Annotated in this window: 14 protein-coding genes; 5 read left to right on the plus strand and 9 right to left on the minus strand. The window is 69.4% G+C overall.

What is annotated here, in order from left to right:
- Positions 1-7: 7 nt before the first annotated feature.
- Positions 8-640: a hypothetical protein gene (locus tag RB608_RS08420; protein ID WP_308087363.1), complete on the minus strand. Its 633-nt coding sequence runs from the start codon at positions 638-640 to the stop codon at positions 8-10.
- 61 nt (positions 641-701) lie between these two features.
- On the opposite strand from RB608_RS08420, the gene RB608_RS08425 reads away from it, so the two are divergent.
- The 3 genes from RB608_RS08425 to RB608_RS08435 are packed head-to-tail and all read left to right on the plus strand — an operon-like array spanning position 702 to position 3,541.
- On the plus strand, positions 702-1,229 hold the full coding sequence (locus tag RB608_RS08425) for a gluconokinase (protein WP_308087364.1): 528 nt from the start codon (positions 702-704) through the stop codon (positions 1,227-1,229).
- 48 nt (positions 1,230-1,277) lie between these two features.
- On the plus strand, positions 1,278-2,996 hold the full coding sequence (locus RB608_RS08430; RefSeq protein WP_308087365.1) for an FAD-dependent oxidoreductase: 1,719 nt from the start codon (positions 1,278-1,280) through the stop codon (positions 2,994-2,996).
- On the plus strand, positions 2,993-3,541 hold the full coding sequence (locus RB608_RS08435; RefSeq protein WP_308087366.1) for a hemerythrin domain-containing protein: 549 nt from the start codon (positions 2,993-2,995) through the stop codon (positions 3,539-3,541). The genes RB608_RS08430 and RB608_RS08435 overlap by 4 nt, the downstream gene beginning before the upstream one ends.
- 271 nt (positions 3,542-3,812) lie before the next feature.
- Here RB608_RS08435 and RB608_RS08440 read toward each other — a convergent pair whose 3' ends face one another.
- Together RB608_RS08440 and RB608_RS08445 are read right to left on the minus strand one after the other, a co-directional pair.
- The gene (locus RB608_RS08440) at positions 3,813-4,478 is read right to left on the minus strand and encodes a hypothetical protein (RefSeq protein WP_308087367.1); all 666 of its coding nucleotides are present in this window, start codon (positions 4,476-4,478) and stop codon (positions 3,813-3,815) included.
- Between the two features lie 104 nt (positions 4,479-4,582).
- A complete protein-coding gene (locus RB608_RS08445) occupies positions 4,583-4,912 on the minus strand; it encodes a DUF6907 domain-containing protein (protein ID WP_308087368.1) in 330 nt (109 codons plus the stop codon).
- 169 nt (positions 4,913-5,081) lie between these two features.
- Between RB608_RS08445 and RB608_RS08450 the strand changes: the two genes are divergently transcribed.
- Complete coding sequence (locus tag RB608_RS08450) at positions 5,082-5,363, plus strand: helix-turn-helix transcriptional regulator (protein WP_308087369.1); 282 nt, start codon at positions 5,082-5,084, stop codon at positions 5,361-5,363.
- Positions 5,364-5,432: 69 nt separating this feature from the next.
- Here the strand turns inward: RB608_RS08450 and RB608_RS08455 are convergent, their stop codons facing one another.
- The 6 genes from RB608_RS08455 to RB608_RS08480 all read right to left on the minus strand — a co-directional run bounded on the left by RB608_RS08455 (position 5,433) and on the right by RB608_RS08480 (position 12,931).
- Entirely contained in the window at positions 5,433-5,939 is a 507-nt protein-coding gene (locus tag RB608_RS08455; RefSeq protein ID WP_308087370.1) for a hypothetical protein, read from the minus strand.
- Between the two features lie 93 nt (positions 5,940-6,032).
- Entirely contained in the window at positions 6,033-8,000 is a 1,968-nt protein-coding gene (locus RB608_RS08460) for a hypothetical protein (RefSeq protein WP_308087371.1), read from the minus strand.
- Complete coding sequence (locus RB608_RS08465) at positions 7,993-8,751, minus strand: hypothetical protein (protein WP_308087372.1); 759 nt, start codon at positions 8,749-8,751, stop codon at positions 7,993-7,995. Before RB608_RS08465 ends, RB608_RS08460 begins: the two co-directional genes overlap by 8 nt.
- A 234-nt stretch (positions 8,752-8,985) precedes the next feature.
- A complete protein-coding gene (locus tag RB608_RS08470) occupies positions 8,986-9,984 on the minus strand; it encodes a hypothetical protein (RefSeq protein WP_308087373.1) in 999 nt (332 codons plus the stop codon).
- A gap of 227 nt (positions 9,985-10,211) precedes the next feature.
- Complete coding sequence (locus tag RB608_RS08475) at positions 10,212-10,922, minus strand: hypothetical protein (protein WP_308087374.1); 711 nt, start codon at positions 10,920-10,922, stop codon at positions 10,212-10,214.
- Between the two features lie 335 nt (positions 10,923-11,257).
- On the minus strand, positions 11,258-12,931 hold the full coding sequence (locus tag RB608_RS08480) for a hypothetical protein (protein WP_308087375.1): 1,674 nt from the start codon (positions 12,929-12,931) through the stop codon (positions 11,258-11,260).
- A 372-nt stretch (positions 12,932-13,303) separates the two neighbouring features.
- On the opposite strand from RB608_RS08480, the gene RB608_RS08485 reads away from it, so the two are divergent.
- Entirely contained in the window at positions 13,304-13,996 is a 693-nt protein-coding gene (locus tag RB608_RS08485) for a hypothetical protein (RefSeq protein WP_308087376.1), read from the plus strand.
- The last annotated feature ends 2 nt before the right edge of the window (positions 13,997-13,998 follow it).

A 13,998-nucleotide genomic window follows, 5' to 3' on the forward strand; every position in this document is an offset into this window, starting at 1 on the left:
CGGATCGTCAGCCGCAGTTGTCGCAGATGCCGGTCGCGGGCAGCGCCATGAAGCAGGTCGGGCAGATCGCGATCACCGGCTCCGCGGCGACGGGCTTGGCCGGCGGCTTCGGCTTGGTGGCGCGCGGAGCCCGGGCCGGCTTGGCCCCGGCGGCGGGCACCTTGGTCTCGCGGACGTCGGGCACCGTCGGCGCCTCCACGACCGGCGGGACCCAGCCCGGCGGCGGCGGGTCGGTGATGCCGAAGCGGGCCAGGATCTCGCGGGCGGCGTCGGTCGGCTGGTGCTTGGGCCGGGTGACGATGTCGAACGGCGAGGACGCGCCCTCGAGGAAGGTCTGCGCGTCGGGCCGCAGCGTGGCCGGCGGCCGACGGTGCCGCCAGCGCTGCGGCGTGGCGCCCTTCTGGGTGATGGTCACCAGCTCCGGACGGTCCCAGGCCACGAGTGCCCAGTCGTCGTGGTGACTGGTCGCCCAGACCGCGAGCGCCACGTCGCCGGCCTCGGCAGCGGCACGCAGGGCGATCCGCTCCGGGTTCGAGAACCGGCCCTTGATGTGGAGGACGCCCGGCACCGGCTCGGTGACGGCGTACTCCTCGCCCTGCAGGTGCTCGATCAGCTTCGCGAAGTCCGGCGTGTTCTCCATCGTCCCCGAGCCTACTCGGACGGCACACTGGGTTGATCGGCGCGCCAGGATGGGAGGTCCGATGACGAGCGCAGGCATGACGGGCGACCGGCCCGCGCTCCTGGTCGTCATGGGGGTCTCCGGGTCGGGCAAGTCGACCGTAGGTGCCGCGATCGCCCGGCGCATCGGCGTCCCGTTCGCCGACGCCGACGGCATCCATCCGCCGGACAACATCGCCAAGATGGCCGCCGGAACGCCGCTCGACGACGCCGACCGGCTCCCGTGGCTGCAGCTCGTCGGCCGGTGGCTGGCCGACCACGACGAGAGCGGCGGGGTGATCAGCTGCTCGGCCCTCAGGGTCGTCTACCGCGACCTGCTGCGCGCACACGCGCCGCGAGTCCGGTTCCTCCACCTGCACGGCACGCGGGGGAGCATCGCCCGGCGCCTGGCGGGCCGGGCCGGGCACTTCATGCCGCCCGCCCTCCTCGACTCCCAGCTCGCGGACCTCGAACCGCTGGCCCCGGGTGAGGCCGGCCTGAGCATCGAGATCGGCCTGCCCGTCGCCGCGGTCGTCGAGGAGTACGTCCGTCGCGTCGCCGGCAGCGACTGAGCCTCCGAGCGGCTCGATCCGCATGGCCCGCGCTGTCAGACTTGCGGCGTGAACGCATCGGCAGCCGAGCCCGCGGCCCCACCCGTCATCCTCCTCGTCTCAGGCGACGAGCTCGACGTCCTCGCTGATCAGTTCCACCGCTACGAGCGCGAGTACGACGTGCGCGCGGTCCGCAGCGCCGCCGAGGCCAACGCGGTCCTGAAGGGGGCGCGCCGATCCGGTCAGCCGGTGGCGATGATCGTCACCGAGTCCCGGCTGCCCGACGAGCAGATGCTGATGGCGATGCACGACTGGCGATCCCTGGTGCCGACGGCGCGGCGCCTCGTGGTGATCCCGATCAGCCGCTTCGGCGAGGAGAGCGTGTCGCTGCGGCCCTACCTGCAGAAGGGCAAGTTCGACACCTACCTCGTGCTCCCGCAGGGCCGGCGCGACGAGGAGTTCCACTACGCGATCACCGAGCTGCTCAGCGACTGGGGAGCGACGGTCGCGACCTCGGAGATCGACTCGGTCCGGATCGTCACCCCCGACGCCCGCCCGCTCGCGCTCGCCATCCGCGACTTCCTCGACCGGCAGGGCCTGCCGCACCGCACCTACACCCCCGACAGCCCGCAGGGGCAGGAGACGCTGGCCCGGCTCGACGGCCCGCCGTCGTACCCGCTGGTGCATCTGACCTCCGGCGCCTTCGCCGACCGGCCGGTGCTCATGCCGACGTCGACCCGCGAGCTCGGCGCGATGATCTATGGCCGCCCCTCCGACATCGAGGTCGACACGGTGGTCGACCTCGCCGTCGTCGGCGCCGGGCCGGCCGGTCTCGCCGCCGCGGTGTACGGCGCGTCCGAGGGCCTGTCGACCGTGGTGATCGAGTCGGAGGTGATCGGCGGACAGGCCGGCACCAGCTCGATGATCCGCAACTACCTCGGCTTCCCGCGCGGCATCTCCGGTCAGCGGCTCGGCCAGCGGGCGCGCACCCAGGCGATCCGGTTCGGGGCCCGCTTCTTCACCGGCTGGCCCGTCGTCGATCTGCGTCCCGGCGCCGCCGGCGAGCCGCACACACTGGTGACCGACGGCGGCGAGGTCCGGGCCCGGTCGGTGCTGGTGGCCTCCGGCGTCGCCTACCGCCGCCTCGGCGTCGCGCCGCTGGAGGACCTGGTCGGCGCCGGCGTCCACTACGGCGCCGCGATGACGGCCGCGCGCGAGATGGAGGACCGCGACGTGTATGTCGTCGGCGGCGGCAACTCCGCCGGGCAGGCCGCCGTCCACCTCTCCCGCTTCGCCCGGTCCGTCACGATCCTGATCCGCCGTGAGGACCTGGCCGCGACCATGTCGAGGTACCTCATCGACGAGATCTCGTGGAACCCACGGATCGACGTCCGTCCTTGCACGGAGATCGTCGACGGTGGCGCCGACGACGGCGGCCAGCTCGGCTGGCTGCAGCTGTGCGACGTCCGTACCCGCGAGGAGCAGCGGGTCGCGGCCGGCGGCCTGTTCCTGCTGATCGGCGCGGCTCCGCACTGCGACTGGCTGCCGGCCGACGTACGCCGCGACGAGCACGGCTTCGTGCTCACCGGTCGTGAGGTCCCCGCCGAGTGCTGGGTCGACGGGCTGCCGCCGGAGAACCTTGGCACCTGCGTCCCTGGCGTCTTCGCTGCCGGCGACATCCGCGCGGGCTCGATGAAGCGGGTCGCCTCGGCCAGCGGCGAGGGCGCCTCGGCCGTCTCGCTCGTGCACGGATACCTGGAGGGACTGCGGGTACCGCCCGCGCCATGACCACCGGAATCGACCTGGGCCGCCCGACCTCGGGCGACGTCATCGACCTGATCACCGACGACCACCGCCGATTCGAACTGCTGCTCTCCCAGCTGCGGCTCGGCACCGCCGACCGCGACGCCGTCCGTCGCGCCTTCGCCGACGTCCTCGTCGCCCACGGTGAGGCGGAGGAGGAGCTCGTCTACCCGGTGCTGCGCAAGGCCGCGTCCGACATCGACGGGCACGACGTCGAGCACGGCCGCGAGGAGCATGCCGAGGGCAACGACGCGCTGCTCGCGCTGCTCGAGCTCAAGGGCACCGACACCCAGGCGTTCGCCGACGCGGTCGAGGAGCTGAGCAACCTCGTTGCGCACCACATTGCTGAGGAGGAGCTGAGCATCCTCGAGCCCGCTAGGACCGAGGTCTCCACCAAGGTGCGCTGGGACCTGGGCGCCAAGTGGGCGGAGCGCCGCAACGCGCTCGTCGACGAGCGCTGCGGTGCCGTCGAGAACGTACGGCGGATCGTGGCCGCCGCCCAGCGGGAGGGCCTGCTGCAGGACGGGTGAGCGGGCCCCGAGGCGCAGGAAGCCTCGGGACCCGCGGGTGGACGACTGCTTCCGCAGGCGGCACGTCCAGGTGCTCAGGGCACACTCCCACATGTGTTCCTGAGCGTCTGGTCCGGCGGGAGGGCCGGAATGGCGGAACGTCGTCCGGGATCAATTCAGCCACATCGGAGGTCCCTGTAACGCGCTGTGACGCCAACGCGCCGAGATCGGGCCCGAAGTTGCGATGCAGGTGACAACTGTCGGCGTGACGGCGGCGGTGGCGGCGCCTTCCTCAGGCCGCCGGATGGCGGAGCAGGTGGGCCTTGACGATCTTGAGGTCGTCCTCGACGGACCCGAGGCGATGGTCGACCGAGTCGAGCCGGACGCCGAGGACCTCGGCGAGGTGGTCGTGCTTGTCGTCGATCTTGGCGTCGAGCCGCTTCTCGGTCGCGCTGAGCTGGCTGCTCAGGGCGTCGATGCGCGCGCCGAGCTGGGCGCCTTGTGCGTCGGTCCGGTCGTCGGACTGAGTGCCTCGGGCGTCGATGCGTTCGCCGAGTCGAGTGCCTTGGGCGTCGATGCGTGCGTTGAGTTGGGCGCCTTGGGCGTCGATGCGTGCGGTGAGCTGCTTGCCCTGTGCGTCGATGCGTGCGTTGAGTTGGGCGCCTTGGGCGTCGATGCGTTCGGTGAGCTGCTTGCCCTGTGCGTCGATGCGTGCGTTGAGTTGGGCGCCTTGGGCGTCGATGCGTTCGGTGAGCTGCTTGCCCTGTGCGTCGATCCGTTCGCCGAGTTGGGCGCCTTGGGCGTCGATCCGTTCGCCGAGCGCGGCATCGCCAGCCCTCATCTCGGTGCGCAGCGCCGACATCTCGGCGCGCAGTGCGGTGTAGCGGGTCGACGCGAGCATGAGTGCACTGAAGACCCCGATCAGGGTCCAGATCTGCGGGTCGTTCACCAGGTCCACCTCTTCAGTGTGCAACGGATCCGACGATGCTGCCATCGGCTGACGGCTCGTGCCATCGGCAGGACGGCCGCCTGTGGATGACCCGGTCGGGTGCCGGGTTCGTCTCAGCCATCGCGGTCGAGTTGCTCCGCGAGCGCACGCACGAGCCGGGTCGCGGACTCGCGGGTGAGCGTCAGGCGGGGCAGGCGGGTCTGGGCGGGCTCGACGGTGACCCAGTCCGTCGGGTCGTCGAGCTGTCGTCGGATGTGGATGACCAGCTCGAAGGCGTCGGCCGAGGCCGTCGCGGGAACGGTGTCCGCGGTCGCGCCGATCACGGGCAGGTAGGTGGCCTCGCTGGCGTGGTAGCGATCCTTGGGATGGTCATCCTCCTCGTGCTCCCGGGTGCACCACTCCGGGCACGGCTCGAGAAGCCAGATCGGTCGCTGATCGTCCACGCTGGGCCTCCTATCTCGAGTGGGATGTCGCCACAGATGGACACCGTAGGGAGGGGTGCCGACAGGACGGGGCGTCGGCGGGGCGGTTGTACACAGGCATGCGCAGACACACCAGTATTCCCATACCAGTATGCTCGAATCGAGAGTCGGATATGGCCAGAGTGATGGCGTGCCACGCCGTGTTCCTCCCGCCGCCTGGGCGGCCTACGCCCGCGAGATCGGTCACAACCTGAAGCGCGCTCGTGCCGCGCTCGAGATGAGCCAGGACGACGTGGCCTTTCGCGCGGGCATCGCGCCGAACACGTACCAGAAGTTCGAGAAGGGCGAATCCAAGCCCGGTTCGCCCCTCAACCCGGAGTTGCTGACACTGATCGCCATCAGCCAGGCGCTCGAGATCGAGGTCGCCGAGCTGCTGCCGCCCGGTGCCCCGGATCTCACGCAAGGTCGCTGATCTCTGGCCGGGTGGGCGGCGCCAGCGGGAGTTGCTGGCGCGGGACCTGCCGCTGGCGCGTGAGAGTGGTCAGGCGGCGGGATGACGGAGCAGGTGGGCCTTGACGATCTTGAGGTCGTCCTCGACCGCGCCGAGGCGGTGGTCGATGGAGTCGAGCCGGACGCCGAAGACCTCGGCGAGGTGGGCGCCTTGGGCGTCGATCTTCGCGTTGAGCTGGGCGCTTTGGGCGTCGATCTTCGCGTTGAGCCGAGCGCCTTGCGCGTCGATTCGCTCACCTTGCGCGTCGATCTTCGCGGTGAGCTGGGCGCCTTGGGCGTCGATCTTCGCGGTGAGTCGAGCGCCTTGGGCGTCGATCTTCGCGGTGAGCTGGGCGCCTTGCGCGTCGATTCGCTCACCTTGCGCGTCGATCCGTGAGGTCTGCGCGTCGATCCGGGCGCTGAGCCGCTCGCCGAGGGCCGCGTCGCCGGCGCGGATCTCGGCACGCAGGGCGGTGACGACATAGCGGTTCGACGCGAGCGTGAGGGCGCTGAAGACCCCGATCAGGGTCCAGATCTGCGGGTCGTTCACCAAGTCCACCCCTCCAGTGTGCAGCGGATCCGACGATGCTGCCATCGACCAACGATCCGTGCCATCGGCCTAGGCCGACCTGTGGATGACGGCTGGACGCCGCTACCGGCGTACCCGGATCGAGGCGCTCGCGGCCAGGTAGCGCTGGTCGCCGGGGTAGGTCACGGTGACCCGGTAGCGCTTGCCGGGCCGCGGGAGACGGACCACGGCGCGGCCGTCGGTGAGTGTCGCGGTCACGACCTTCCCGCGTCGCTGGATGGTGACGACACCGGCTCCGGCACCCTGGTCGCCCCGCACCAGGACGCGCAGCCGCGGGCGGCCCTTCTTGTCGCGCTTCTTCAGGAGCTTCAGCTTGAGTTCGGGCGCCGTTCGCGTGGCTCCGGCGCTCGGCGGCGTCGGTAGGGGCGCGACGAAGGGCGCGGAGGTCGCGATGCCCGGTGTGACGCCGGTGGCCGAGGCGGTCACCCGCACCGTGATCTCGCGACCGAGGTCCGCGTCGGTGAGGCGATAGGTCTCGCCGGTGGCGGCGGTCGAGAGACCGTCGTCGCCGGTGGTGAGGATCGGCTCGCCGTCGCGCAGCCACAGCCACTGGTAGGCGAGCAGATCGCGTGCTCTGCGCCAGGTGCCGCTGTCGGCGGTGAGGAGCGTGCCGGCGCCCGGCGCGGAGTCGCCGGCGGCGATGGCCGGTACGGCGACGTTGATGGCGGCGCACGACCCGCCGAAGCCGGTGGTGATGCCGTTGTCGCAGGCTCGCTCCGGGGGAGTCAGTGCCTGCTGGGCGAGGAGGTCGCGGGGGACCAGCGAGAAGCTCTGCCAGTGGACTGGCATGGGGGACTGGTCCTCGTCCCGCGGGATGTGGTGGTAGCCGACGCTGACCCAGGCGACCGGGTCGGTGAGTGGTTCGGTCTCCGATGCGACGTAGTCGAGCACAGACTGGCCGGGACAGCCGGCGTTGAGGTTGCTCGAGGCGTACTCCTGGCACGGGTGGTCGTTGGTGAAGCTGAGCGGGGGGCGAGTCAGCGGGAGGTAGGGGTTCTGGATCGCGTCGTTGACGATCTCGTACGAGCGCGGATGCCCGTCCGCGTTGAGAGCACCGGGGTTGACCACCCGCCACCAGGTGGTGGCGGGTGGGTTCTCGGCGATGAACGCCTCGTCCCGGATCGTGCCCTCGCCACGGACGCGGGTCGGCAACGCGGGATCACCCTCGTAGTCCCACTGCTCGACCTGCTGGTCGCCGGTGCCGATGGCGAAGTCGACCCGGTAGATGGCGTTGTGCCAGTGGGACCCGGCATGCCGGTCGGAGTCTTCGTCCTCGCTCGGCCCGATCGGCCAGCCGAAGGCGGGATCGGTGCGGAAGAAGCCCTCGCCGGGCGCCAAGTCTCCGGCGGCGCCGAGGCCGACGGTGATGGTGCCCTGGTCAGTGAGGGTCACCTTCTGCTGGTACTCGTACCATCCGGCCTTGGACAGCGAGGAGATCTCCAGCGCGCGACCTTGTTGGACATAGCGGTCGCTGGACGTCGCCCATCCCTCTTGGGAGTGCCAGCCCAGACCCGTCTCGGCCTCGCGTACGCAGATCCCCGGGATGGTCCGCTCCACCATTTGGCTGCCGATCATGAAGGACTGCTCGACCGGGAGCGCGTCACCGTCGCAGGTCTCGGGCGTCTGCGTCAGCAGATGGTCGTCTCCGAAACCGACCTCGGTGATGTCGTCGAAGACGTCCGTACCGGTGTCGTAGGGGACGTTGAGCTGGGCGAGGTAGAGCGAGCCGATGATCCGAAGCCATCCTTCGTCCTCCCCTGCGCCGGTGGCGGACCGGAACTGGACGTCCTCGAGCACCAAGCCCTTGAAGGGATGGATCCGTGCGCACATCCGCCACGCGGAACCGGTGGGCAGGGTGCGGGTGACCAGCGCGGAGCCGCAGTCGGGCTCCTCCGCGCCAGCAGCGGGCACCGTGACGGCTGCACGAGCGGGACCGGCCAGACTCGCCGTTCCGGTGAGGAGGATCGCGCAGACCAGCAGCACCGAGCAGGCGGCCGCGGTCAGCAGTGATCGGCGTCGCGGGTCAGCCATGACGGCGCCCTCCCGGTGGGAACAGGGTGACGACGCGGCGACTCAGGTTCACCACGAAGTCGTCGGTGCTGAGGTACTGCCCGGATGGCAGCGCCACCAGGAGTTGCACACAGCGCTCGGTGCCACACGTCCGCGTAGCGCTGCTTCCACCGCCGTCCTCGGGAGCCCAGGCGGCTCCGATCACGCGCACCTCGTCCGCGGCGAGCAGCGGCGCCCCGGTCAGCTGGCGGAACTGGTCGACGAAGGCGGGCGTCGGCATCGCGGTGAGGGCCAGGTCCAACGCGACCTGGGTCTCGGCTGTCGATGGGGGCGGTTGTACGCCGGTCAGCGCCTCCGCTGAGATGATCCGGCCGGTCGGCAGGTCGAGGAGGATCTGGTGCAGCCGGTCCTCGGCATAGTCGTACGCCGTGACCTGGACCCGCCGGCGGTCCTCGCGCACGTCCGGCGTGGGCAGGTCGGCCGCGAGTACTTCCGCCCTCGTCTCGTCGAGAACATCGCGCCCGGAGTCGGGCAGGCTGGCAAGGGCGAGACCGATGGCGTAGCCGCGCTCGGCGGTGCTCAGCGGCGCCCCTGGCTCTCGGAGAGGTGGCCGCTTCGCGGGGAGCGCGCCGTCACCGGCGACCTCGAACTGGTCGCTGCTGGATGCGTTGCCGTTGCCCGGCGCGCCGGGGGAGGGAGTCCAAAGAAGGACGAGGCTGCCGGCCACCAGAAGGGCGGCAGCGACGGCGCTGGCGAGGAGATGGCGAGGCATGCGCACTTCCTTCTCGCTCGTGGGGCTGCCGGACAGCGAACCCCGTGTTCCAGGTATTGGAGGGCCAGCGTGCCCGGCCGATCGCTACTGTCGTGCGGCTTGGTCAGATTGCCGCTGATCGAAGGCGGAATTGCTCACCCGCACGACAAAGCGCCCCTGCCCACGTGGCGGGCAGGGGCGCCGGAGACGCGGAGGCGTAAGCCTCTGCCTGTTGAACAGACAGCGGCCGAGAGCTCAGCTGTCGCTGCGTTCGGGGTACGGAATCAGCTCGTTCGGCTCGTACTCGCGACACCAGGGCGGGTTGTCGTAGCCCTCCTCGGGGAACGGAAACTTGTCGTAGTCGCCGGGAGCGGGCGGGAGGTTGAAATTGCTCTCCAGAGCGCAGGCCGCCCGGGCACGGGCGACGACGCGGTTGCCGGGACCGGAAGCACTGAGCGTCAGCATCGCTGACAGGTCGTCACCGCTCTGGGTCGTGCATCCCGTGAACGGGGGGATCTCGATGGTGCCGGTGAGCTGTCCGCCGAAGACCGGGTCGAAGTAGCTCTCGACATCGAGCGAATCCAGGTAGGCCATGAGGTCCTCGTTGGATTGATTGTGTTCTCCGGGAGCCGTGTATCCCGGGCCGATCATCGTCACCGGGGCTGGACGGACCGTGCGGCAGTTCCCGCTGATGCCGACGTCCACGCCGTCGAGCTTGACCTGGATGACCCGAACCTCGAAGGCATCTTCGATGACCGTGTCGGGGAGGGTCCGCGTCTTGTCCGGCATCATGAAGTAGTTGACCTCCGCATGAATCGGGACGATGCTCCCATCGCCGCGGCGTCGTTGGCTGATCTGGATGGTTGCCTCGGCGGGCAGCAAACCGAAACCTACGGTCCGCACCCGGATCGGGGGCATGTAGCCGTAGGGCTCGGGGGAGCCGGGGGGAGAGACGAAGGCCGCGTCCCCGCCGGTGAGCATGTGATACGGCTCTCCGGGAGCAGGGTCGCCACCGGTGGGGAGGCTGCCGCCATAGGCGGCGAGGGTCAACGGCGGGACAGCGACGTGCTGTTTGGCTTTGACCGTCTCCGACATTCCGATCTGCCGTACCCACATCCAATTGCCGGGCTCGATGGTGGGCTCGGGCAGGCCGGGGTAGGGCATCGGAGCCGCCTGGCTGGCTACTGGCCAAGCCAGCAGCAGGATCAGGCTGAGGCTCAGCAACCGCCGGTATCGGCGGATCGTTCTCCACATGGCGGGTACTGTGCCCGACATCGACTCGCTTGCTCAAGCGTCTCCCTCATCTGCGCCGTTCTGCAAGTGGTTCTTGTCAGGCGAGTGAGCATTTCTGGGAATTTGCTCTTGGCGGGCCGCCCTGACAGGGCGTTCGCTGCGAGTGCGGGCGGGCGTGTTCCGCGGCAGGACTGTCGTCAGGCGTCGTGCTTCGGTGAATGCCGTCACGAGGACGGAATCCGCGCCGGTTACGGCTTGAAGTTGATCTTGTGGGTGGGGTTGGCGAGGGTGACGTTGACGTCCAGGTCGAAGGTGATCGGCAGGCCGGTGAGGAACGCGCAGAATCCGGTGGCACTGACGATGCTCAGGCCGGGACCGCCGACGTTGACGTTCTGTGTGCCGCTGCCCTTGTCCTCGTCGAAGATCGCCGCGACCGACCCGCCGACCCGGGTGGTGCACAGTGTGGTCGTGGCGACCAGATTGCACGTGGTGGTGTAGTCGGTGGAGGGGCGCAGCAGCTGCATGCTGCCGGTGACATTGTGATCGGTGAGGAGGTCATCGACGGTCTGGCCGGCGGTGGCCTTGAACACCATGGCGCAGTCGCTTTCGAGGGCGGCGTTGGTGGTGCCTGCCGGGCTGTTGCAGCCGTTGATGTTGACCGTGTCCAGGATCATGTACGGCTCGCCGGCGTAGGTGGGCGGGACCGCATAGGCGGTTCCTGATCCGGTTGCGCTGGTGCAGGGGTAGGTCGTGCCCCCGACCTCGGCCGAGACACCGCCCTTGTCGGTGATCGAGACTGCCTCCGGGCTGGTGACCTTGGTGCCGCTCGCGTCCTGGATCCACACCTTGTCCAGTGGGCCAGAGGCGGCGTGGGCGGGGGCTGCGATCAAAGCGGCTGTGGCCAGCGCGGCCACCACCGCGAGGGGCTTGAGGATCCCCTGACGAAGACGAGTAGACATCGATATTCCTTTCGATTGATGCCCGGCACCGGTATATGCCGAGCGACACCGAATGGTGACCCCTGTCACACGCCCGCCCGCAAGGTTTCGACCCGCCTCCAGAAGAAATAACCACGAGAACTACTCACCTGGACGACAAGAACCTCCGCCCTGACTGATCGGACTCTTTGCTCGCTTGGTCAATCCGGCATCCGTGGTGAGTTCTCGTGCGCGCAAGCAAGCCGACTGGTGGGCCCGGCGCTGGTTCTGCCGAGGCCCACCAGTCGGTTGGGTTTCCTCAACAGTGGTCCTGATCGGACGGGCCGGTCAGGACCACTGCGAGGCGGGGATGGTGGCTATTTCTTCTTGATCTTGACCTTCACCGGTGCGCCGGTGGCGGGGTGGTGAGTGGCATCCCCCGCATAGGCGGCGATGACGGTCCACTTGCCCTTGGCGCCCTTGATCTTCTTGATCTTGACGGTGGTGGTGCCGTTGACGATCACCCCGGTGACGGTGATGGTCCGCTTCTTCTTCTTGCCCTTCTTGAGGACCTTGCCGGTCGCGGTCACGGTGGCCGTGCCGGTCGCGACGGCGCCGCCCTGCACGGTGACGGTGGCCTGGCCGGCCTTCTTCATGGTGGGGGCCTTGGTGATCTTCAGGCTCACCGACGGTGCGACCTTGCCCGGCGTGGGTGCCGCTGCCACGGTGACAGCGGCCGAGGTCGAGGTCACCGACGTCTCACCGGCCTTGGTGGCGGTGGAGCGGTAGGTGACCGTGGTGCCGGCCGGGTAGCCCGCCAGAGACAGGGTGCTGGTGGTGTCACCGATCACCGGGGCCCCGGTGGGCTGGCCGTTGACGAGCCACTGGCTGGTGACCTCGTCAGGGCCGGCAGAGAACGTGCCGGGAGTGCCGGTCAGCGACCCGGAACCGACCTGGGCGGAGCCGGTGATGATGGGCCGCTCCGCGCGCAGCATCCGGGTCACGATCGCAGCAGAGTTCCCCTCGGCGCCGTAGTGACTGAACTGGGCGATCGATTCGCCCGCCAACGACGCCGGCAGGGTTCCCGCCGGGCCGGAGGAGCGGAGCACTCCGTCCTGGTCCTGGACCAGGAAGTGTTGATCGATTTTCCCGCCGGTGACGGCCACTGCCTTCTTCCCACCCAGATCCGGCGGCGTGCAGATACCTACCGACCCCCATCGCGCGATGCTGCCGTCAGCCAAGAGCGCGTAGCCGCAGCCCGCGGAGACACTGATGGCCAGCACGTTGTCCGGTACTTGGGTGGCCGGCGGCAGCGCCCAAGAGGGCTGGTCGGCCGTAGCCCCCCAGCCGACCACGGTGCCGTCGGTGGTCAACGCGTAGGCAGCCCCAGCGTTGGCGGCGAGCTGGGTGGCGCGCAGCCCGTCGGGCACGTCGAGCATCCCGTCCTGACCACTGAACCCTGGCCCGCCGGGGTTGCCCCACGCCGTCACCGTTCCGTCGTCCTTCAACGCATACCCGTTGAACTGACCCAAGGCGAGTTGGACCACGCGGGCCTGGCCGGGCCCGGACGGGCTGGTCAACTCGGCGGGCAGATCGGTGGCATCGCCGTAGCTGGCCGACATGCCCCACACCATCACCCGACCATCCGCGGTCACCACACCCACGTTGGTGCTGGTCGCGTCCAAGTCCACGACCTTGGCCGCGGCGACGGCAGCCGGGACGACTTGCATCATCCGCTCATCTTGTCCCCAAGCCACGACCCGGCCGGTCGCGGTCAGCGCTACCGTCACCGTGCGCGATGTCGCGACCTCGCTCAGCGCCACGCCCTGCAGTTCGGCAGGCAGGCTGGTCTGGCCCTGGGCAGGGCCAGTCTCGTCCCAGCCGATGTAGGCACCCGCCTGGTCCAGGGACACTGGAAGCACCATCGGACCCGGCTCACTGGCGCCGGCGCCACTGGCCGGATCGTCGCCGGCCTCGGCCGGAACTGCGGTCAGTCCGAGGCCGACCGCGAGCGCCACCGCCAGTCCTGCCTTCCCCAGCGAGTTGCGCATGCCCGTCCCACCCACGAACTGTGTCTCACGTCTCATGCTCGCGACTGTGCCCGACCCACCGGTGCTGCTCCACCCCCTTTGCCGCGGTCCCCCCCCGCGTAGGAGTGATCTTGTGACCCGGATGACAAATCACGCATCGCTGACACCGAGGACCACGACGAGCTGAGTAGCGGGTCCAGCGGAGTGTCAGGAGCGGCGCCGGCAACTCGCCCGATCAGTCCGGGTGGAGGTTCTTGTCATCCGGGTGAGTAGTTCCCGTGGTTTTCCGTCCTCGAGGCGGGTCGAGACCTTGCGGACGGGCGTGTGATGGGAGTCACCATTCGGTGTCGCTCGGCATATATCGGTGCCGGGCATCAATCGAAAGGAATATCGATGTCTACTCGTCTTCGTCAGGGACTCCTCAAGCCCCTCGCGGTGGTGGCCGCGCTGGCCACAGCCGCTTTGATCGCAGCCCCCGCCCACGCCGCCGGCCCACTGGACGAGGTGTCGATTGTGGGGGGAGGTAGCTCGGAGGGAGTCACGATCACCGACAAGGGCAATGTCTCGGCCGAGTTCGGGGGCACGACCTACCCCTGCACCAGCGCATCCGGGTCAGGAACCGCCTATGCGGTCCCGCCCACCTACGCCGGCGAGCCGTACATGATCCTGACCACGGTCAACATCAACGGCTGCAACAGCCCGGCAGGCACGATCAACGTCGCCCTCGAGAGTGACTGCGCCATGGTGTTCAAGGCCGACGTCGGCCAGACCGTCAGCAACGGTCTCATCGACCCGAATGTCACCGGCACCGTGGAGCTGCTGAGGCCCTCCACCGGCTACACCACCACGTGCAACCTGGTCGCCGCGACCACGCTGTGCACCATGCGGGTCGGCGGGTTCGCCGACACGATCTTCGACGAGGACAAGGGCAGCGGCATCCAGAACATCAACGTCGGTGGTACCGGCCTGAGCATCGTCAGCGGCACCGGGCTGTGCGCGTTCGCTACCGGGCTGCCGATCACCTTCAACCTGGACGCCAACGTCACCCTCGCCAACGCCACCCACAAGATCGACTTCATGGAGTAGCC

Source organism: Nocardioides sp. LHD-245, from assembly GCF_030929495.1.
Lineage (GTDB): Bacteria > Actinomycetota > Actinomycetes > Propionibacteriales > Nocardioidaceae > Nocardioides.